Source organism: Maribacter flavus (assembly GCF_008386635.1).
In the GTDB taxonomy this organism is placed as follows: Bacteria; Bacteroidota; Bacteroidia; order Flavobacteriales; family Flavobacteriaceae; genus Maribacter; species Maribacter flavus.
Genome location: NZ_VUOE01000001.1, coordinates 439,526 through 456,059, shown reverse-complemented (window position 1 = coordinate 456,059; position 16,534 = coordinate 439,526). Strand labels below are relative to the sequence as shown.

Sequence of the window (16,534 nt, the reverse complement as noted above, 5' to 3'; positions counted from 1 at the left end):
GGGTTGAATTATTTTTGACCCTATTTTTTTGAATAGTTTTTAATAAATAGTAATTAATAAATAAAGTATGTCTGGGTTAATAGGAAAAAAAGTAGGCATGACCAGCATTTTTGACGAGAATGGAAAAAACGTTCCATGTACCGTTATTGAGGCTGGGCCATGTGTAGTTACCCAAGTCAGAACCGAAGAGGTGGACGGGTATAATGCCCTTCAACTTGGTTTCGATGACAAGGCAGAAAAGCGTGCTAACAAGGCCGAAACCGGTCACTTTAAAAAAGCAGGTGCTTCTCCCAAGAAAAAGGTCATTGAGTTCCAAGGATTTGAAGGAGAGTACAAATTAGGGGACACTCTAAGTGTTGATTTGTTTGTAGAAGGAGAATTTGTGGATGTTATTGGTACATCTAAAGGTAAAGGATTTCAAGGTGTTGTAAAAAGACACGGTTTTGGCGGTGTTGGTCAGTCAACACATGGTCAACACAACAGATTAAGGGCTCCTGGGTCCATTGGTGCAGCTTCTTATCCGGCTAGGGTTTTCAAAGGAATGAAAATGGCTGGTAGAATGGGTGGTGAAAGGGTGACCGTTCAAAACCTTAGAGTTTTAAAAGTGGTTCCGGAGAAAAACCTTTTGGTGGTAAAAGGATGTGTTCCCGGTCACAAAAATGGGTACGTAACTATTCAAAGATGGCAATAATGAAGGTAGCAGTATTAGATATTAAAGGAAAAGATACGGGTAGAAAGGCTGAGCTTTCTGACAGTGTATTCGGAATAGAGCCAAATGAACATGCCGTCTACTTGGATGTTAAGCAATTTTTGGCCCATCAAAGACAGGGTACCCATAAAGCTAAGGAACGTGGTGAAATAGCTGGGAGTACCAGAAAGATAAAGAAGCAAAAAGGAACAGGAACCGCTAGGGCAGGTAGTATCAAATCTCCTGTTTTTAGAGGCGGGGGTAGAATTTTTGGACCTAGACCTAAGGACTATTCTCAAAAACTGAATAAGAATCTTAAGCGTTTGGCAAGAAAATCTGCTTTAAGTATTAAGTCAAAGGAGAATGCAATCATAGTAGTGGAGGACTTTGATTTTGACACACCAAAGACTAAGGATTTTGTAAATGTTTTAAAGTCGTTAGGGCTAGAGAACAAAAAGTCCTTAATAGTGTTGGGCGATTCAAATAAAGGCGTATATTTGTCATCTCGTAATTTCAAGGGTTCTGATGTTGTAACCAATTCAGGGTTAAGTACTTACAAAATATTAAATGCATCAAGCGTTGTATTGTTGGAGGGCTCACTAGAAGGAATCGAATCAAATTTAAATAATAAGTAGAATCATGAGCGTGTTGATAAAACCAATTATAACGGAAAAGATGACCGCTGAAGGCGAGTTGAACAACCGTTATGGTTTCCTAGTTGATCCGAAGGCCAACAAGATTCAGATTAAGGATGCGGTGGAAGCTACTTATGGTGTTTCGGTGAAGAAAGTTAGAACGATGAATTATGGGCCATCTAGAAAGACCAGATATACAAAAACTGGTGTGCAGCATGGAAAGACAAACGCTACAAAGAAGGCAATTGTCGATGTTGTGGAAGGTGATATAATTGATTTTTACAGTAATCTATAAAGACAAGGAATGTCAGTTAGAAAATTAAAACCAATCACTCCTGGACAGCGTTTTAGAGTAGTAAATGGGTTTGACGCCATTACTGCTGATAAGCCGGAGAAGAGCTTACTTGCTCCGTTAAAAAAGTCGGGAGGTAGAAACAGCCAAGGAAAGATGACCATTCGCCAAAAGGGAGGTGGTCATAAAAGAAGGTACCGTGTAATCGATTTCAAAAGGGATAAGCAAGATGTGACGGCTATCGTAAAGTCGATTGAGTATGATCCAAATAGAACGGCATTTATTGCATTGTTGGAGTATGCTGATGGTGAGAAGAGATATGTTATTGCCCAAAATGGTTTGAAGGTTGACCAGCAGGTTTCTGCCGGTACAGGTTCTGCCCCAGAAATTGGAAATGCTTTGCCTCTCGGTGAAATTCCTTTGGGTACCATTATTTCCTGTATCGAGTTACGTCCTGGACAAGGTGCTGTGATGGCTAGGAGTGCCGGTACTTTTGCTCAGTTGATGGCAAAGGATGGGAAATTTGTAACCGTAAAAATGCCTTCTGGTGAAACAAGATTGGTTTTATCTGCTTGTATGGCTACCGTTGGTGCTGTTTCAAACTCTGATCATCAGTTGTTGGTGTCTGGTAAAGCCGGTAGAAGTAGATGGTTGGGTAGAAGGCCTAGAACAAGGCCAGTTGCTATGAACCCTGTTGATCATCCAATGGGAGGTGGTGAAGGTAGGGCTTCAGGAGGTCACCCAAGATCAAGAAATGGTGTACCTGCTAAAGGTTATAGAACTCGATCTAAGACCAAGAGTACCAATAAGTATATAATAGAACGTAGAAAGAAATAAAAAGTAGAAAGAAATGGCACGTTCACTAAAAAAAGGACCTTACGTTCATTACAGTTTAGAAAAGAAGATTCAGGAAAGTGTTTCTTCCGGTAAGAAGTCCGTAATAAAAACATGGTCCAGGGCATCAATGATAACTCCGGATTTTGTAGGACTTACAATTGCTGTGCATAATGGGAAACAATTTGTACCTGTTTTCGTAACCGAGAACATGGTTGGACATAAATTAGGAGAATTTTCACCAACAAGGTCTTTTAGAGGTCATGCAGGTGCAAAGAATAAAGGTAAGAAGTAAGCTATGGGAGTTCGTAAAAAACAAATGGCCGAAAGAATTAAGGCTGAAAAGCAGAAAGTAGCTTTCGCTAAATTGAACAACTGTCCAACATCACCACGGAAAATGAGATTGGTTGCCGATTTAGTTCGTGGCGAGAAGGTAGAAAGGGCTTTGGCTATATTGAGATTCAATCCTAAGGAAGCTTCGAGAAAGTTGGAAAAATTGTTGTTATCCGCTTTGGCCAATTGGCAAGCCAAGAACGAGGATGCCAGTTTAGAAGACGCTGATTTGGTTGTTTCCGAAATTCGTGTGGACAGTGGGGCAATGCTCAAAAGGTTGCGTCCTGCTCCTCAAGGAAGGGCACATAGGATAAGAAAACGTTCAAACCACGTAACCTTGGTTTTAGGGTCTAATACAAATACAGAAAGCTAGAATGGGACAGAAAACAAATCCAATAGGAAATCGTCTAGGAATTATCAGGGGATGGGAGTCCAACTGGTACGGTGGAAATGATTATGGCGATAAGTTGGCAGAGGATGATAAGATTAGAAAGTATATCCATGCTAGGCTTTCTAAGGCAAGCGTTTCCAGGGTTATTATCGAAAGAACCCTTAAACTTATAACGGTTACCGTAACTACGGCAAGACCTGGAATTATAATAGGTAAAGGCGGGCAAGAGGTAGATAAGTTGAAGGAAGAGCTTAAAAAGATTACCAATAAGGAAGTCCAGATAAATATCTACGAAATTAAGAGACCTGAGTTGGATGCCAATCTTGTTGCTGCCAGTATTGCACGTCAAATCGAGAGCCGAATTTCTTTTAGGAGAGCAATTAAAATGGCGATTGCCGCTGCTATGAGGATGAATGCGGAAGGTATTAAAGTACAGATATCCGGTCGTTTGAATGGTGCGGAAATGGCACGTTCAGAATCTTACAAAGAAGGTAGAATTCCATTGTCCACTTTCAGGGCTGATATAGACTATGCTTTACAAGAAGCTCAAACTACTTATGGAAAATTGGGTATTAAGGTTTGGATTATGAAAGGTGAAGTTTATGGAAAAAGGGAACTTTCTCCATTAACTGGAATGCAAAAAGGACAGGCCTCCAAACCCGGTAAACAAGAAGGTGCAAGAAAGCCACGTCGTAGAAAGTAATAACTAAAGAAGTAGAGAAAAATGTTACAACCAAAAAGAACTAAGTTCCGAAAAATGCAGAAAGGCCGGATGAAAGGTATTGCCGGCAGAGGGCATCAACTTTCTAATGGTATGTTCGGAATAAAATCTATGGACTCTTCTTTTTTGACTTCCCGTCAAATTGAAGCCGCTCGTATTGCAGCTACAAGATATATGAAAAGGGAAGGTCAACTATGGATAAAAATTTTTCCAGACAAGCCTATTACCAAAAAACCTTTGGAGGTGCGTATGGGTAAAGGAAAGGGTGCGCCTGAATACTTTGTGGCCGTTGTAAAGCCAGGTAGAGTAATGTTCGAAATTGCCGGTGTGTCAATTGACATAGCCAAAGAGGCACTTAGACTTGCGGCTCAGAAGCTACCGGTACGAACAAAATTCATTGTTGCAAGAGATTATACAGTTGACAATTAATCGTAGGAAATCATGAAAAATCAAGAAATAAAGGAGTTGTCTGTTGAAGGGCTTACGGAAAAACTTGCAGAGTATAAGAAGCAACATGCAGATTTAAAAATGGCTCATTTTGTGACTCCATTGGAAAACCCTCTTCAAATTAGAAAAGTAAGAAGAACGGTTGCAAGATTGGCTACTGAATTAACTAAAAGGGAAAACCAATAATTGGTTCTGCTTTATGGAAAAAAGAAACTTAAGAAAAGAGAGAATTGGGGTAGTAACCAGCGACAAGATGGAAAAGTCCATTGTTGTTTCTGAGGTTAAGAGAGTTAAACACCCTATGTACGGTAAGTTCGTTTTGAAAACAAAGAAATATGTTGCCCATGACGAAAAGAACGATTGCAATATCGGCGATACCGTAAAAATTATGGAGACACGTCCTATGAGCAAGACCAAGTGTTGGAGGTTAGTAGAAATCTTAGAAAGAGCCAAATAAGTTATGTTACAGCAAGAATCTAGATTAAAGGTAGCGGATAATACCGGAGCTAAGGAAGTTTTAACTATCCGTGTTCTAGGTGGTACAAAAAGAAGATACGCTTCCATTGGGGATAAAATCGTAGTTACCGTAAAGGAAGCTACTCCAAACGGAGGTATAAAAAAGGGTGCGGTTTCTACAGCCGTGGTTGTTAGGACCAAAAAGGAGGTAAGAAGACCGGATGGTTCTTATATCCGATTTGATGACAATGCATGTGTATTGTTGAATCCAGCAGGTGAAATGCGAGGTACGCGTGTTTTCGGCCCCGTAGCAAGAGAGCTAAGGGACAAGCAGTTCATGAAAATTGTTTCATTGGCCCCCGAGGTACTATAATTAGACTAGTAAAATGAAGAAGTTAAAGATAAAAACAGGAGATACGGTAAGGGTCGTTGCCGGAGACCATAAAGGTTCTGAAGGTAAGGTTATGTCCGTAAATCTTGAAAAAAATAAAGCGATTGTAGAGGGAGTGAATATGGTTTCCAAACATGAAAAACCAAGTGCGCAAAACCCTCAAGGTGGTATCGTTAAAAAAGAAGCCTTGATCCATATTTCCAATTTATCGTTGATCGACTCAAAATCTGGTGAAACTACGAGAGTAGGTTACGAGGTGAGGGACGGAAAAAAGGTTAGAGTTGCCAAGAAATCAAATGAAGTAATTTAGTTATGGCTTACGTTGCAAGATTAAAGAAAGAATATAAAGACCGTATCGTAGCGGCCTTGACCGAAGAATTTGGTTACAAGAACGTAATGCAGGTTCCAAAACTCAAGAAGATTGTTGTGAGTAGGGGTGTTGGTGCTGCTGTGGCCGATAAAAAACTCATTGATCATGCTGTGGATGAGATGACAATGATTACGGGTCAAAAGGCAGTGGCTACCATGTCTAAAAAGGACGTTGCGGCTTTCAAACTAAGAAAAGGTATGCCGATTGGTGCTAAGGTGACACTGAGAGGGGACCGGATGTATGAATTTTTAGATAGATTGGTTACTTCGGCCCTTCCTAGGGTTAGGGATTTTCAAGGAATTAAGGCCACTGGTTTTGATGGACGTGGAAACTATAATCTTGGAATCACGGAGCAAATCATTTTCCCGGAGATCAATATTGATAAGATTAACAGAATCAATGGGATGGATGTGACATTTGTAACCTCTGCCGAAACGGATAAGGAAGCAAAATCATTATTAACGGAATTAGGATTACCTTTTAAAAAGAATTAGGATGGCTAAAGAATCAATGAAAGCCCGTGAGAGAAAAAGGGCAAAGGCTGTAGCTAAATATGCTGAAAAACGTAAAGCTTTAAAGGAAGCTGGAGATTATGAGGCGCTACAGAAATTGCCAAGAAATGCCTCTCCGGTACGTATGCACAACAGGTGTAAACTTACCGGAAGACCTAAAGGTTACATGAGGACTTTTGGTATCTCTAGGGTTATGTTCAGGGAAATGGCAAACCAAGGTTTGATACCTGGGGTTAAAAAAGCCAGCTGGTAAAATAAATTGAATAACTGGTTTCAGGTTTAGCAAAAGGCTAAAAACCGTCACCGAATTATATATAAATGGTAACAGATACTATAGCAGATTATCTAACAAGGATTAGAAATGCGAGTAGGGCAGGACACAGAGTTGTTGAAATCCCTGCGTCGAATTTGAAAAAGGAAATTACTAAAATATTATTCGATCAAGGATATATTTTAAGTTACAAGTTCGAGGATGACAAAGTTCAAGGTACTATAAAAATTGCCTTGAAATACGATAAATTAACCAAAGAACCTGTAATTAAGAAAATAGAGCGTATTAGTAAGCCAGGTTTGAGAAAGTATGCTTCCAACGCTAACTTGCCTAGGGTCCTCAATGGATTGGGTATTGCAATTGTTTCAACGTCACACGGTGTTATGACGAGTAAGCAAGCCAAGGCGGAGAACGTTGGTGGGGAGGTTTTATGCTACGTATATTAATAGAAAAAGAGTTAGAAGATGTCTAGAATAGGAAATAATCCGATAGCAATTCCAGAAGGCGTAACCATAGAGGTCAAGGATAAGGAAATTACCGTTAAAGGGAAATTAGGTGAATTGACTCAAGAGTTCTCTGGAGTAGATATAAAAATAGAAGACGGGCAGGCATTTGTAACAAGGCCGTCTGACTCTAAAGAGCATAAAGCAAAGCATGGTCTGTACAGAGCATTGGTATTGAATATGGTGAAGGGTGTGTCACAAGGATGGACCAAGGAATTGGAATTGGTGGGTGTAGGTTATAGAGCAAGTAACCAAGGTCAAAAACTTGATTTGGCTTTAGGTTTTTCCCACAATATTATTTTCGACTTGGCACCAGAGGTAAAAGTTGAGACCATATCAGAAAAAGGTAAGAACCCTATTGTAAAACTAACTTCACACGATAAGCAGTTGGTTGGGCACATTGCGGCGAAGATTAGATCCTTCCGTAAGCCAGAGCCTTACAAAGGAAAAGGTGTCAAATTTGTTGGTGAACAATTAAGAAGAAAAGCAGGTAAATCGGCTTAATAAAAGTATTATGGGATTATCAAAAACACAAAGAAAGTATAGAATTCGAAGGAGAATCCGCAAGGTTTCCAATGGAACTGCCGAAAGGCCAAGATTATCCGTCTTTAGAAGCAACAGCGAAATCTATGCACAATTGATAGATGATGTGAAAGGTGTTACTTTGGCGGCTGCTTCCTCCAGAGACAAGGATATCGCATCGGCAAAAGGAAACAAAACGGAAATTGCTGCTCTTGTAGGTAAGGCGATTGCCGAAAAATCTAAGGCTGCCGGTATAGAAAAGGTAGCTTTTGATAGGGGCGGAAACCTTTACCATGGAAGGGTTAAGTCCTTGGCAGAGGGTGCAAGGGAAGCAGGTTTAAAATTCTAAATAAGAGGTATGTTCCAGAAGTACAAAAATGTAGAAACAGTTAAACCAGGAGGTTTAGATTTAAAGGATAGATTGGTGGGCGTTCAGCGTGTTACCAAAGTTACGAAAGGTGGTAGGGCATTTGGTTTTTCCGCTATCGTAGTTGTTGGCGATGAAAATGGAGTGGTAGGACACGGTCTTGGTAAATCAAAAGAGGTGGCTACCGCAATCGCAAAGGCTATTGAGGACGGAAAAAAGAATTTGATTCGTATTCCTTTGAACAAAGGTACTTTGCCTCATGAGCAAAAAGGTAAATATGGTGGTGCTCGAGTTTACATTCAACCTGCATCGCATGGTACAGGTGTGATTGCCGGTGGAGCAGTTAGGGCGGTATTAGAGGCCGTGGGTGTTCACGATGTATTATCTAAATCTCAAGGATCTTCGAATCCTCACAATGTAGTAAAGGCAACTTTTGACGCTTTATTACAATTAAGGAATGCCAAAACAATTTCACAACAAAGGGGAGTTTCCTTGGAGAAGGTTTTTAAAGGTTAAGACAGTTAATTATGGCAAAAATTAAAGTAAAACAAGTAAAGAGCGGTATTAAGAAGCCACAGAACCAAAAAAGGACGTTGCAAGCTCTTGGATTGAAAGGAATAGGTCAGGTTGTTGAACATGATGCAACACCTAATATTCTTGGGATGATAAATAAAGTTAAACATTTGGTTTCTACCGAAGAAGCTTAAACATAAATCTAATGAACTTAAGTAATCTAAAACCTGCAGAAGGTTCCGTTAATAGAGAGGGTAAACGTTTAGGTAGAGGACAAGGCTCAGGTAAAGGTGGAACCGCTGCAAGAGGGCATAAAGGTGCTAAATCTAGATCTGGTTACTCAAAAAAAATTGGGTTCGAAGGTGGTCAGATGCCCTTGCAGAGACGAGTTCCCAAGTTTGGTTTTACCAACATAAATAGAAAGGACTACAAAGGAATAAACCTTGGAAAATTACAGGAGTTAGTAGATAACAAAGTAATTGAGAGTACAGTTTCCTTCGAAACCTTGGTCGAAAACGGCATTGTAGGAAAAAATGATTTGGTTAAAATATTAGGAGGCGGTGAACTAAAGACCGCTCTAAAGGTATCGGTACATAAATTTACTGCTTCCGCAAAGGCTGCTATCGAGGCTGCGGGTGGTGAAGCAATAAGTTTATAAGTATATACGGGAACATGAAGAAATTTATAGATACAATATCCAATATTTGGAAAATAGAGGAGCTAAGGAGTAGGATACTAATTACTCTTGGGCTTCTTTTAGTGTATAGGTTTGGTTGTCAAATCGTTCTTCCAGGTATTGATTCTACCCAATTAGGTGGTTTGGCCGATGGTACTGACCAAGGTATTTTTGGTCTTCTTAACGCTTTTACGGGAGGGGCATTTGCGAATGCGTCTATTTTTGCTTTGGGTATCATGCCTTATATATCGGCCTCTATCGTAGTCCAATTAATGGGTATTGCCATACCGTATCTTCAGAAATTACAAAAGGAAGGGGAAAGTGGTAGAAAGACTATTAATCAGATTACACGTTGGTTGACCATTGGTATTTGTATTGTTCAAGCTCCTGCTTATTTATATGGTCTAGGTGCATTTGGTGTTCCTGATAGTGCCTTTGTATTGGGTAAAGGTTTGGATTTTATGATTCCGGCAGTTATTATATTGGTTTCGGGCTGTGTTTTTGCAATGTGGTTGGGTGAGAAAATCACCGATAAGGGCATTGGAAACGGTATTTCTTTATTGATTATGATTGGTATCATAGCCACGATGCCGCAATCTTTTGTACAGGAGTTTGTTTCCAGGACAACCAATAATAACGGTGGACTCATGTTCATTCTGATTGAAGTTATTGTTTGGTTCTTGGTGATTTTGGCAAGTGTATTGTTGGTAATGGCCACCAGGCAGATACCCGTTCAGTATGCTAGAAGGACCGCTTCCGGAGGATATGAAAAGAACGTAATGGGATCTAGACAATATATTCCTTTAAAGCTTAATGCTTCTGGAGTAATGCCCATAATTTTTGCACAGGCAATTATGTTCGTTCCTGGTATGATCGGTGGTGCTTTTGATGATACAACTTTTGGACAGTGGATGCAGGTACAATTCAGTGATATTTTTGGTTGGGCCTACAACTTGTTATTTGCTTTCCTTATTATAATTTTTACCTACTTCTACACCGCTATTACCGTACCTACCAATAAAATGGCGGATGACTTGAAACGTAGTGGAGGTTTTATTCCAGGAATTAGACCTGGAAAGGAAACTGGCGATTATTTGGATAAAATAATGTCATTAATTACGTTACCTGGATCAATATTTTTAGCTTTGCTGGCCGTTTTACCAGCCATCGTCGTAAAATTATTGGATGTACAGGCCGGATGGGCACTATTTTATGGTGGAACTTCCCTTTTAATTATGGTAGGGGTTGCAATCGACACTGTGCAACAGGTGAATTCATATCTATTGAATAGACATTACGATGGATTGATGAAAACCGGAAAAAATAGAAAAGTAGCATAATTTATGGCCAAACAAGCAGCGATAGAACAAGATGGATCCATTATAGAGGCATTGTCTAACGCAATGTTCCGAGTTGAATTGGAAAATGGACATGTAGTTACAGCGCATATTTCAGGTAAGATGCGTATGCATTATATCAAATTATTACCTGGAGATAAGGTCAAATTGGAAATGAGTCCTTATGACCTTACAAAAGCAAGAATTACTTATAGATACTAAGATAGCATGAAAGTAAGAGCATCAGTAAAAAAGAGAAGTGCCGACTGTAAGATTGTTCGCAGGAAAGGCAGATTGTACGTAATCAACAAAAAGAATCCTAGATTTAAACAAAGACAAGGGTAATTATGGCAAGAATCGCGGGTATTGATATACCAAAACAAAAAAGAGGCGTAATCGCCTTGACCTATATTTACGGGATAGGAAAGAGCAGGGCCAAGGAGATTTTAAGTAAAGCCCAAGTTAGTGAGGATACTAAAGTTTCTGATTGGAACGATGATGAGATTGGTCGTATCAGGGATGCAGTTTCTTCATTTACTATAGAAGGTGAGTTACGCTCCGAGATTCAATTGAACATTAAGCGATTAATGGATATTGGATGTTACAGAGGTATTCGTCATAGAGCCGGTTTGCCATTACGGGGTCAGCGAACAAAGAACAACTCTAGGACCAGAAAAGGAAAGAGAAAAACAGTTGCTAACAAGAAGAAAGCAACTAAATAATAAACAATAGAAGTCATTAGTATTTAGACGTTAGAAGAATCTGTTTGAAATGTAAAAGTCTAGGATTCCAATAACTTAAAACTAACACTAGAAACTAAAAATTTATATGGCAAAGGCAAATACAAAAGTAGTTAAGAAGCGTAAGGTTATTGTTGATTCTGTTGGAGAGGCACATATAAATGCCTCGTTCAATAACATTATCATTTCTTTGACTAATAAAAAAGGTGATGTTATTTCTTGGTCTTCGGCAGGGAAATTAGGATTCAGGGGATCTAAGAAGAACACACCTTATGCTGCGCAAGTAGCGGCGGAGGATTGTTCAAAAGTTGCCCATGAAGCGGGTTTGAGAAAAGTGAAGGTTTATGTGAAGGGACCTGGAAATGGTCGTGAATCCGCTATCCGCTCCATACACAATTCTGGAATTGAGGTAACTGAAATCATAGATGTTACACCAATGCCTCACAATGGGTGCAGACCTCCAAAAAGAAGACGAGTTTAATTAAGTATTAATATTTCACCGAAGGTGTAATTACGATTATCGAAGGATAAGCCTTAATTCATAATCCCACCTTCATAATTTTAGAAAATGGCAAGATACACAGGACCTAAATCAAAAATCGCCCGAAAATTTGGTGAGGCGATATTCGGGGACGATAAATCCTTTGAGAAAAAAAATTACCCTCCAGGACAACATGGAAGCAACAGGCGTAGAGGAAAGCAGTCTGAGTATTCCGTACAGTTGATGGAAAAACAAAAAGCTAAATATACCTACGGTATTCTTGAAAAGCAGTTTAGAAACCTTTTCGCCACTGCCAAAAGAAAAGAAGGTGTTACGGGTGAGATTCTTTTGCAATTATGTGAGAGCCGCTTGGATAACGTGGTGTTCAGAATGGGAATTTCCCCTTCAAGAAGCGGTGCCAGACAATTGGTTTCCCATAGACATATTACAGTGAACGGCGATATCGTAAATATTCCTTCCTATACATTAAAGGCAGGAGACGTTGTAGGTGTTAGGGAAAAATCCAAGTCTTTACAAAGTATTCAGGATTCACTTTCGGCAAACAGTAGTGTTTACGAATGGATTACTTGGAATAGCGAAAAAAAGGAGGGGACATTCGTTTCCGTTCCGGAGAGACTTCAGATTCCTGAAAACATCAAAGAACAATTAATCGTCGAGCTTTACTCAAAATAAAAACAACACTGATCCAATTATGGCATTATTTAATTTTCAGAAACCCGATAAAGTAATAATGATCGATTCCTCAGACTTCGAAGGAAAGTTCGAATTTCGTCCTTTGGAGCCTGGTTATGGATTAACTGTTGGGAATGCACTTAGAAGGGTGTTGCTTTCTTCCTTGGAAGGCCATGCCATTACATCCGTAAGGATTGATAAAGTAGAACATGAGTTCTCAGTGATTTCGGGTGTTGTAGAAGATGTGACCGAAATTATCCTAAACTTAAAACAAGTTCGTTTCAAGAAGCAGATCGAAGATTCTGAGGCTGAAGTCGTTTCCATTTCAGTTAGTGGTAAGGAGCAATTGACTGCCGGGGATTTCCAAAAGTTCATCTCTGGTTACCAAGTGCTTAATCCAGACTTGGTCATTTGTAACATGGACCCCAAGATCAGTATCAATATGGAAATTACCATAGATAAGGGTAGGGGATATGTTCCTGCTGAAGAAAACAAGAAGTCCGGTGCTCCAATTGGAACAATAGCTGTCGACTCTATCTTTACGCCGATCAAGAACGTAAAGTATAGCATAGAGAACTATCGTGTTGAGCAAAAGACCGACTATGAAAAATTGGTTTTTGAGATTGTATCCGATGGTTCCATACATCCTAAGGATGCCCTAACGGAGGCTGCCAAGGTATTGATCCATCATTTCATGTTGTTCTCTGATGAGCGTATTACGCTTGAAGCCGATGAAATCGCGCAAACGGAAACCTATGATGAGGAATCCCTGCACATGAGACAGTTGTTGAAGACCAAATTGGTTGATATGGACCTTTCTGTACGTGCCTTGAACTGTCTAAAGGCAGCGGAGGTGGATACCTTGGGAGATTTGGTTTCTTTCAACAAAAACGATTTGATGAAGTTTAGAAACTTCGGAAAAAAATCCCTTACAGAGCTTGAGGAGTTGGTAATCAACAAAGGACTGAGCTTTGGAATGGATCTTTCAAAATACAAATTAGATAAGGATTAATTAATCATATTTTGCTCCTCGTTCGACCGAGTTTGGTAGCAAGATGATAATACTATAATAATGAGACACGGTAAAAAAGTTAACCATTTAGGAAGAAAATCGGCGCATAGAAAGGCTATGTTGGCCAACATGGCATGTTCTTTAATTGAGCATAAAAGAATCAATACAACGGTTGCAAAGGCTAAAGCTTTAAAGCAATTTATTGAGCCATTGATTACAAAATCCAAAGCTGAGAATAATCAATCCGCAGAAAAAGGTACGCACAACAGACGTATCGCTTTTAAAAACCTTCGTGATAAATATGCCGTAACTGAATTGTTCAGCGTTGTTGCTGAAAAGGTCGCCGATAGACCTGGTGGTTATACTAGAATCATCAAATTGGGAAATAGATTGGGTGATAACGCGGATATGGCCATGATAGAGTTGGTTGATTTCAACGAACTATACAATGCCGGTAAGCCTAAGAAAAAATCTACTAGAAGAAGTAGAAGAGGTGGAAAGAGTTCAGGTGCCGATGCTCCAAAAGCAGAGGAGACAGAAGTGAAGGAAGTAGTTGCAGAGGAAGCGGCTCCGGAAGTCGAGACTGCCCCAGAAGCTGAATCACAGCCTGAAAACGAGGTAAAAAAAGAGGATGACTCAAAAGAGTAACATGTCAATAAATATTGATAATTATAAAAGGATAGGTCTTACAGCCTATCCTTTTTTTATGTTTTTTTGTGAACGGATAAATAGAAAAGGAACATCATGAAGTATCAAGCCAAAAAGAAAGCTTTAATATTATTGGCCGATGGAACCATTTTTTATGGTAAGTCGGTAGGGGACAAAGATGGGACCGCCTTCGGGGAGGTCTGTTTTAATACCGGTATGACGGGCTATCAGGAAATATTTACGGACCCTTCCTATTTTGGTCAATTGATGGTAACTACCAATGCCCACATAGGGAATTACGGTACGAACGTTGACGAAGTGGAATCCGAGACCATTAAGATAGCCGGGCTCATATGCCGAAATTTTAGTTACGAATATTCCCGTCCCTTGGCGGATGCCAGCTTAAAGGAATTTTTGGACAAGAACGATCTTTTTGCCATTTCAGATGTGGATACAAGGGCTTTGGTCAGTTACATTAGGGACAATGGGGCTATGAATGCGGTCATTTCCACGGAGGTTGACAATATTCCAGAGTTGAAAAAACAACTTGAGAAAGTTCCCAGTATGGAAGGATTGGAACTCGCCTCAAAGGTATCTACCAAAGAACCCTATTTTTATGGGGATGCATCAGCGCCCGTAAAAATAGCGGCCCTGGATATCGGAATAAAGAAAAATATACTTCGTAACCTGGAAAAGCGTGGTGCGTATATTAAAGTATTCCCTTACAACGCAACCTTCGCAGAAATGTCTGACTGGAATCCGGATGCCTATTTCATTTCAAACGGTCCTGGTGATCCGGAACCTTTAAGTGAAGCGATTCAAGTTGCCAAGGAGATTATAAAAACCGACAAACCTCTGTTTGGAATCTGTTTGGGCCACCAGGTCATCGCATTGGCCAATGGCGTTTCTACTTATAAGATGCATAATGGTCATAGGGGTATCAACCATCCCATCTTGAATTTACTTACCGGGAAGGGGGAAATTACCTCGCAAAACCATGGATTTGCAATCAATCGAGAAGAAACGGAGGCCAATCAGGATTTGGAAATTACCCATGTGCATTTAAATGACCAAACCGTGGCGGGAATCCGAATGAAAAACAAGGACGTCTTTTCGGTGCAATACCACCCGGAAGCAAGTCCTGGACCCCATGATGCGGACTATCTTTTTGATGATTTTTTCAAGTTGATCGAGAAAACGTCAATGCAATCCACAGAAGTTTAAAAAATCGTTATATTCCTTTGAAATGGAACAATCGTTTTAACAACGTGGGTTTAACGTTCGTATCTTTACAAATCACATTTTAATTCAGTTACTAAAGAAAATAACAAATGAGTATCATATTAAGCGTTCACGCAAGACAAATTTTAGATTCAAGAGGAAATCCCACTGTTGAAGTAGATGTTATCACTGAAAACGGTGTCATGGGAAGGGCTGCTGTACCATCTGGGGCTTCTACGGGAGAACACGAGGCAGTTGAACTCAGGGACGGAGGAAAAACTTTTATGGGCAAAGGGGTCATGAAGGCAGTTGAAAACGTAAATACTGTCATCGCTGAGGAAATACTTGGAATGTCCGTTTTTGAGCAAAACCTTTTGGACCAGACAATGATCGATTTGGACGGTACTCCTAACAAATCCAAATTAGGTGCAAACGCTATTTTGGGCGTTTCCTTGGCTGCAGCTAAGGCCGCTGCCAATGAGTTGGGCATTTCCTTATACAGATATGTAGGAGGGGTTAGTGCCAATACCCTACCTGTTCCCATGATGAACATTATTAATGGGGGGTCGCATTCAGATGCCCCCATCGCTTTTCAAGAGTTTATGATCATGCCCGTAAAGGCGAAGAGTTTTTCGCATGCCATGCAAATGGGTACTGAGATCTTTCATAACCTAAAAAAAGTATTGCATGATAGGGGTTTGAGTACAGCCGTAGGTGATGAAGGTGGATTTGCTCCAAATCTTGCCGGTGGAACTGAGGACGCTTTGGATACCATTGCAAAAGCTGTTGATAAGGCAGGCTATAAATTGGGGGACGATGTAATGATCGCTTTGGATTGTGCATCCGCAGAATTTTATGTGGATGGTAAATATGATTATACCAAATTTGAAGGAGATAAGGGAGTGGTGAGGACTTCTGAGGAACAGGCCCAGTATTTGGCGGACTTGACTGCCAAATATCCAATTATTTCCATTGAGGACGGAATGGACGAGAACGATTGGGATGGTTGGAAGGCCCTTACCGATAAAATTGGTGATAAGGTTCAATTGGTAGGTGATGATTTGTTCGTTACCAATGTAGAACGATTGTCAACAGGAATCGAGAAAGGCATTGCCAATTCCATTTTGATCAAGGTAAATCAAATTGGTACTTTGACCGAAACGATTGCAGCGGTGAACATGGCCAAGAATGCAGGATATACTTCGGTAATGTCCCATAGGTCCGGTGAGACGGAAGATAATACGATTGCCGATTTGGCCGTAGCGTTGAATACAGGACAGATCAAAACAGGTTCCGCATCCAGATCTGATCGTATGGCCAAATACAACCAATTGTTGAGAATAGAGGAGGAATTGGGAAGTATGGCCTACTATCCTCAGGAAAAGGCCTTTAAGGTCAAATAATAATAGTTTTGCAAAAAGGCTTTCTTTTAGAAAGCCTTTTTTTTTGGAACAGTCTAAAACTTTAATTACCTTTTCTA

The 16,534-nt window shown here is 40.1% G+C and carries 30 protein-coding genes; all 30 read left to right on the top strand.

All coding sequences use genetic code 11. The features are described from left to right. Positions 1–67: 67 nt before the first annotated feature. The 30 genes from rplC (at position 68) to eno (ending at position 16,457) form a co-directional block, all read left to right on the top strand. The gene (gene rplC / locus F0361_RS02145) at positions 68–691 is read left to right on the top strand and encodes a 50S ribosomal protein L3 (protein WP_138259110.1); all 624 of its coding nucleotides are present in this window, start codon (positions 68–70) and stop codon (positions 689–691) included. Next, positions 691–1,323 carry a 50S ribosomal protein L4 gene (rplD, locus tag F0361_RS02140; RefSeq protein WP_138259111.1) on the top strand — a complete coding sequence of 211 codons (633 nt, stop codon included), beginning with the start codon at positions 691–693 and terminating at the stop codon, positions 1,321–1,323. The genes rplC and rplD overlap by 1 nt, the downstream gene beginning before the upstream one ends. 4 nt (positions 1,324–1,327) lie before the next feature. Next, positions 1,328–1,618: a 50S ribosomal protein L23 gene (gene rplW / locus F0361_RS02135; protein ID WP_138259112.1), complete on the top strand. Its 291-nt coding sequence runs from the start codon at positions 1,328–1,330 to the stop codon at positions 1,616–1,618. A 9-nt stretch (positions 1,619–1,627) separates the two neighbouring features. Continuing rightward, positions 1,628–2,452 (top strand): 50S ribosomal protein L2, encoded by an 825-nt coding sequence (gene rplB / locus F0361_RS02130; protein ID WP_138259113.1) that lies wholly within the window; start codon positions 1,628–1,630, stop codon positions 2,450–2,452. 13 nt (positions 2,453–2,465) lie between these two features. After that, complete coding sequence (gene rpsS, locus F0361_RS02125) at positions 2,466–2,744, top strand: 30S ribosomal protein S19 (protein WP_138259114.1); 279 nt, start codon at positions 2,466–2,468, stop codon at positions 2,742–2,744. Between the two features lie 3 nt (positions 2,745–2,747). Next, positions 2,748–3,155, top strand: coding sequence for a 50S ribosomal protein L22 (gene rplV / locus F0361_RS02120; protein WP_138259115.1), 408 nt, complete (start codon positions 2,748–2,750; stop codon positions 3,153–3,155). 1 nt (position 3,156) lies between these two features. After that, positions 3,157–3,876 (top strand): 30S ribosomal protein S3, encoded by a 720-nt coding sequence (rpsC, locus tag F0361_RS02115; protein WP_138259116.1) that lies wholly within the window; start codon positions 3,157–3,159, stop codon positions 3,874–3,876. Positions 3,877–3,897: 21 nt separating this feature from the next. Then, on the top strand, positions 3,898–4,323 hold the full coding sequence (gene rplP, locus F0361_RS02110) for a 50S ribosomal protein L16 (protein ID WP_138259117.1): 426 nt from the start codon (positions 3,898–3,900) through the stop codon (positions 4,321–4,323). A 12-nt stretch (positions 4,324–4,335) separates the two neighbouring features. After that, positions 4,336–4,527, top strand: coding sequence for a 50S ribosomal protein L29 (gene rpmC, locus F0361_RS02105; RefSeq protein WP_094996004.1), 192 nt, complete (start codon positions 4,336–4,338; stop codon positions 4,525–4,527). A 13-nt stretch (positions 4,528–4,540) separates the two neighbouring features. After that, positions 4,541–4,798: a 30S ribosomal protein S17 gene (gene rpsQ, locus F0361_RS02100; protein WP_094996003.1), complete on the top strand. Its 258-nt coding sequence runs from the start codon at positions 4,541–4,543 to the stop codon at positions 4,796–4,798. Between the two features lie 3 nt (positions 4,799–4,801). After that, positions 4,802–5,170 (top strand): 50S ribosomal protein L14, encoded by a 369-nt coding sequence (gene rplN / locus F0361_RS02095; protein ID WP_027064819.1) that lies wholly within the window; start codon positions 4,802–4,804, stop codon positions 5,168–5,170. 13 nt (positions 5,171–5,183) lie between these two features. Continuing rightward, positions 5,184–5,498 carry a 50S ribosomal protein L24 gene (rplX, locus tag F0361_RS02090; RefSeq protein WP_138259118.1) on the top strand — a complete coding sequence of 105 codons (315 nt, stop codon included), beginning with the start codon at positions 5,184–5,186 and terminating at the stop codon, positions 5,496–5,498. Positions 5,499–5,500: 2 nt separating this feature from the next. Next, positions 5,501–6,052: a 50S ribosomal protein L5 gene (gene rplE / locus F0361_RS02085; protein ID WP_094996001.1), complete on the top strand. Its 552-nt coding sequence runs from the start codon at positions 5,501–5,503 to the stop codon at positions 6,050–6,052. Position 6,053: 1 nt separating this feature from the next. Next, a complete protein-coding gene (rpsN, locus tag F0361_RS02080; protein ID WP_138259119.1) occupies positions 6,054–6,323 on the top strand; it encodes a 30S ribosomal protein S14 in 270 nt (89 codons plus the stop codon). Positions 6,324–6,388: 65 nt separating this feature from the next. After that, on the top strand, positions 6,389–6,787 hold the full coding sequence (gene rpsH / locus F0361_RS02075; protein ID WP_138259120.1) for a 30S ribosomal protein S8: 399 nt from the start codon (positions 6,389–6,391) through the stop codon (positions 6,785–6,787). 18 nt (positions 6,788–6,805) lie between these two features. After that, positions 6,806–7,348 carry a 50S ribosomal protein L6 gene (rplF, locus tag F0361_RS02070; RefSeq protein ID WP_138259121.1) on the top strand — a complete coding sequence of 181 codons (543 nt, stop codon included), beginning with the start codon at positions 6,806–6,808 and terminating at the stop codon, positions 7,346–7,348. Between the two features lie 10 nt (positions 7,349–7,358). Continuing rightward, positions 7,359–7,715, top strand: coding sequence for a 50S ribosomal protein L18 (gene rplR, locus F0361_RS02065; protein WP_138259122.1), 357 nt, complete (start codon positions 7,359–7,361; stop codon positions 7,713–7,715). Between the two features lie 9 nt (positions 7,716–7,724). Continuing rightward, on the top strand, positions 7,725–8,249 hold the full coding sequence (gene rpsE, locus F0361_RS02060) for a 30S ribosomal protein S5 (protein WP_138259123.1): 525 nt from the start codon (positions 7,725–7,727) through the stop codon (positions 8,247–8,249). A gap of 11 nt (positions 8,250–8,260) precedes the next feature. Continuing rightward, positions 8,261–8,440, top strand: a complete 180-nt coding sequence (rpmD, locus tag F0361_RS02055; RefSeq protein ID WP_138259124.1) for a 50S ribosomal protein L30 — start codon at positions 8,261–8,263, stop codon at positions 8,438–8,440. Between the two features lie 11 nt (positions 8,441–8,451). Continuing rightward, positions 8,452–8,904: a 50S ribosomal protein L15 gene (gene rplO, locus F0361_RS02050; RefSeq protein ID WP_154917023.1), complete on the top strand. Its 453-nt coding sequence runs from the start codon at positions 8,452–8,454 to the stop codon at positions 8,902–8,904. 14 nt (positions 8,905–8,918) lie between these two features. Beyond that, entirely contained in the window at positions 8,919–10,262 is a 1,344-nt protein-coding gene (gene secY, locus F0361_RS02045; RefSeq protein WP_154917022.1) for a preprotein translocase subunit SecY, read from the top strand. Between the two features lie 3 nt (positions 10,263–10,265). Then, positions 10,266–10,481 (top strand): translation initiation factor IF-1, encoded by a 216-nt coding sequence (gene infA, locus F0361_RS02040; RefSeq protein WP_013305172.1) that lies wholly within the window; start codon positions 10,266–10,268, stop codon positions 10,479–10,481. 6 nt (positions 10,482–10,487) lie between these two features. Further along, entirely contained in the window at positions 10,488–10,604 is a 117-nt protein-coding gene (gene ykgO, locus F0361_RS02035) for a type B 50S ribosomal protein L36 (protein ID WP_013305171.1), read from the top strand. A 2-nt stretch (positions 10,605–10,606) separates the two neighbouring features. Continuing rightward, entirely contained in the window at positions 10,607–10,981 is a 375-nt protein-coding gene (gene rpsM / locus F0361_RS02030) for a 30S ribosomal protein S13 (protein WP_138259127.1), read from the top strand. A gap of 106 nt (positions 10,982–11,087) precedes the next feature. Next, positions 11,088–11,480, top strand: a complete 393-nt coding sequence (gene rpsK, locus F0361_RS02025; RefSeq protein ID WP_099546252.1) for a 30S ribosomal protein S11 — start codon at positions 11,088–11,090, stop codon at positions 11,478–11,480. Positions 11,481–11,567: 87 nt separating this feature from the next. Beyond that, positions 11,568–12,173 carry a 30S ribosomal protein S4 gene (gene rpsD / locus F0361_RS02020; protein WP_099546251.1) on the top strand — a complete coding sequence of 202 codons (606 nt, stop codon included), beginning with the start codon at positions 11,568–11,570 and terminating at the stop codon, positions 12,171–12,173. A gap of 19 nt (positions 12,174–12,192) precedes the next feature. Continuing rightward, positions 12,193–13,185 (top strand): DNA-directed RNA polymerase subunit alpha, encoded by a 993-nt coding sequence (locus tag F0361_RS02015; protein ID WP_125221120.1) that lies wholly within the window; start codon positions 12,193–12,195, stop codon positions 13,183–13,185. A gap of 60 nt (positions 13,186–13,245) precedes the next feature. Continuing rightward, entirely contained in the window at positions 13,246–13,833 is a 588-nt protein-coding gene (gene rplQ, locus F0361_RS02010) for a 50S ribosomal protein L17 (protein WP_154917021.1), read from the top strand. 96 nt (positions 13,834–13,929) lie between these two features. Then, a complete protein-coding gene (carA, locus tag F0361_RS02005; protein WP_138259130.1) occupies positions 13,930–15,057 on the top strand; it encodes a glutamine-hydrolyzing carbamoyl-phosphate synthase small subunit in 1,128 nt (375 codons plus the stop codon). 107 nt (positions 15,058–15,164) lie between these two features. Further along, the gene (eno, locus tag F0361_RS02000) at positions 15,165–16,457 is read left to right on the top strand and encodes a phosphopyruvate hydratase (protein WP_154917020.1); all 1,293 of its coding nucleotides are present in this window, start codon (positions 15,165–15,167) and stop codon (positions 16,455–16,457) included. Positions 16,458–16,534: the final 77 nt, after the last annotated feature.

Bases quoted from the DNA above. Each gene is read 5' to 3' on its own strand.
- rplC (WP_138259110.1), top strand. From the start codon at position 68: ATGTCTGGGTTAATAGGAAAAAAAGTAGGCATGACCAGCATTTTTGAC.
- rplD (WP_138259111.1), top strand. From the start codon at position 691: ATGAAGGTAGCAGTATTAGATATTAAAGGAAAAGATACGGGTAGAAAG.
- rplW (WP_138259112.1), top strand. From the start codon at position 1,328: ATGAGCGTGTTGATAAAACCAATTATAACGGAAAAGATGACCGCTGAA.
- rplB (WP_138259113.1), top strand. From the start codon at position 1,628: ATGTCAGTTAGAAAATTAAAACCAATCACTCCTGGACAGCGTTTTAGA.
- rpsS (WP_138259114.1), top strand. From the start codon at position 2,466: ATGGCACGTTCACTAAAAAAAGGACCTTACGTTCATTACAGTTTAGAA.
- rplV (WP_138259115.1), top strand. From the start codon at position 2,748: ATGGGAGTTCGTAAAAAACAAATGGCCGAAAGAATTAAGGCTGAAAAG.
- rpsC (WP_138259116.1), top strand. From the start codon at position 3,157: ATGGGACAGAAAACAAATCCAATAGGAAATCGTCTAGGAATTATCAGG.
- rplP (WP_138259117.1), top strand. From the start codon at position 3,898: ATGTTACAACCAAAAAGAACTAAGTTCCGAAAAATGCAGAAAGGCCGG.
- rpmC (WP_094996004.1), top strand. From the start codon at position 4,336: ATGAAAAATCAAGAAATAAAGGAGTTGTCTGTTGAAGGGCTTACGGAA.
- rpsQ (WP_094996003.1), top strand. From the start codon at position 4,541: ATGGAAAAAAGAAACTTAAGAAAAGAGAGAATTGGGGTAGTAACCAGC.
- rplN (WP_027064819.1), top strand. From the start codon at position 4,802: ATGTTACAGCAAGAATCTAGATTAAAGGTAGCGGATAATACCGGAGCT.
- rplX (WP_138259118.1), top strand. From the start codon at position 5,184: ATGAAGAAGTTAAAGATAAAAACAGGAGATACGGTAAGGGTCGTTGCC.
- rplE (WP_094996001.1), top strand. From the start codon at position 5,501: ATGGCTTACGTTGCAAGATTAAAGAAAGAATATAAAGACCGTATCGTA.
- rpsN (WP_138259119.1), top strand. From the start codon at position 6,054: ATGGCTAAAGAATCAATGAAAGCCCGTGAGAGAAAAAGGGCAAAGGCT.
- rpsH (WP_138259120.1), top strand. From the start codon at position 6,389: ATGGTAACAGATACTATAGCAGATTATCTAACAAGGATTAGAAATGCG.
- rplF (WP_138259121.1), top strand. From the start codon at position 6,806: ATGTCTAGAATAGGAAATAATCCGATAGCAATTCCAGAAGGCGTAACC.
- rplR (WP_138259122.1), top strand. From the start codon at position 7,359: ATGGGATTATCAAAAACACAAAGAAAGTATAGAATTCGAAGGAGAATC.
- rpsE (WP_138259123.1), top strand. From the start codon at position 7,725: ATGTTCCAGAAGTACAAAAATGTAGAAACAGTTAAACCAGGAGGTTTA.
- rpmD (WP_138259124.1), top strand. From the start codon at position 8,261: ATGGCAAAAATTAAAGTAAAACAAGTAAAGAGCGGTATTAAGAAGCCA.
- rplO (WP_154917023.1), top strand. From the start codon at position 8,452: ATGAACTTAAGTAATCTAAAACCTGCAGAAGGTTCCGTTAATAGAGAG.
- secY (WP_154917022.1), top strand. From the start codon at position 8,919: ATGAAGAAATTTATAGATACAATATCCAATATTTGGAAAATAGAGGAG.
- infA (WP_013305172.1), top strand. From the start codon at position 10,266: ATGGCCAAACAAGCAGCGATAGAACAAGATGGATCCATTATAGAGGCA.
- ykgO (WP_013305171.1), top strand. From the start codon at position 10,488: ATGAAAGTAAGAGCATCAGTAAAAAAGAGAAGTGCCGACTGTAAGATT.
- rpsM (WP_138259127.1), top strand. From the start codon at position 10,607: ATGGCAAGAATCGCGGGTATTGATATACCAAAACAAAAAAGAGGCGTA.
- rpsK (WP_099546252.1), top strand. From the start codon at position 11,088: ATGGCAAAGGCAAATACAAAAGTAGTTAAGAAGCGTAAGGTTATTGTT.
- rpsD (WP_099546251.1), top strand. From the start codon at position 11,568: ATGGCAAGATACACAGGACCTAAATCAAAAATCGCCCGAAAATTTGGT.
- F0361_RS02015 (WP_125221120.1), top strand. From the start codon at position 12,193: ATGGCATTATTTAATTTTCAGAAACCCGATAAAGTAATAATGATCGAT.
- rplQ (WP_154917021.1), top strand. From the start codon at position 13,246: ATGAGACACGGTAAAAAAGTTAACCATTTAGGAAGAAAATCGGCGCAT.
- carA (WP_138259130.1), top strand. From the start codon at position 13,930: ATGAAGTATCAAGCCAAAAAGAAAGCTTTAATATTATTGGCCGATGGA.
- eno (WP_154917020.1), top strand. From the start codon at position 15,165: ATGAGTATCATATTAAGCGTTCACGCAAGACAAATTTTAGATTCAAGA.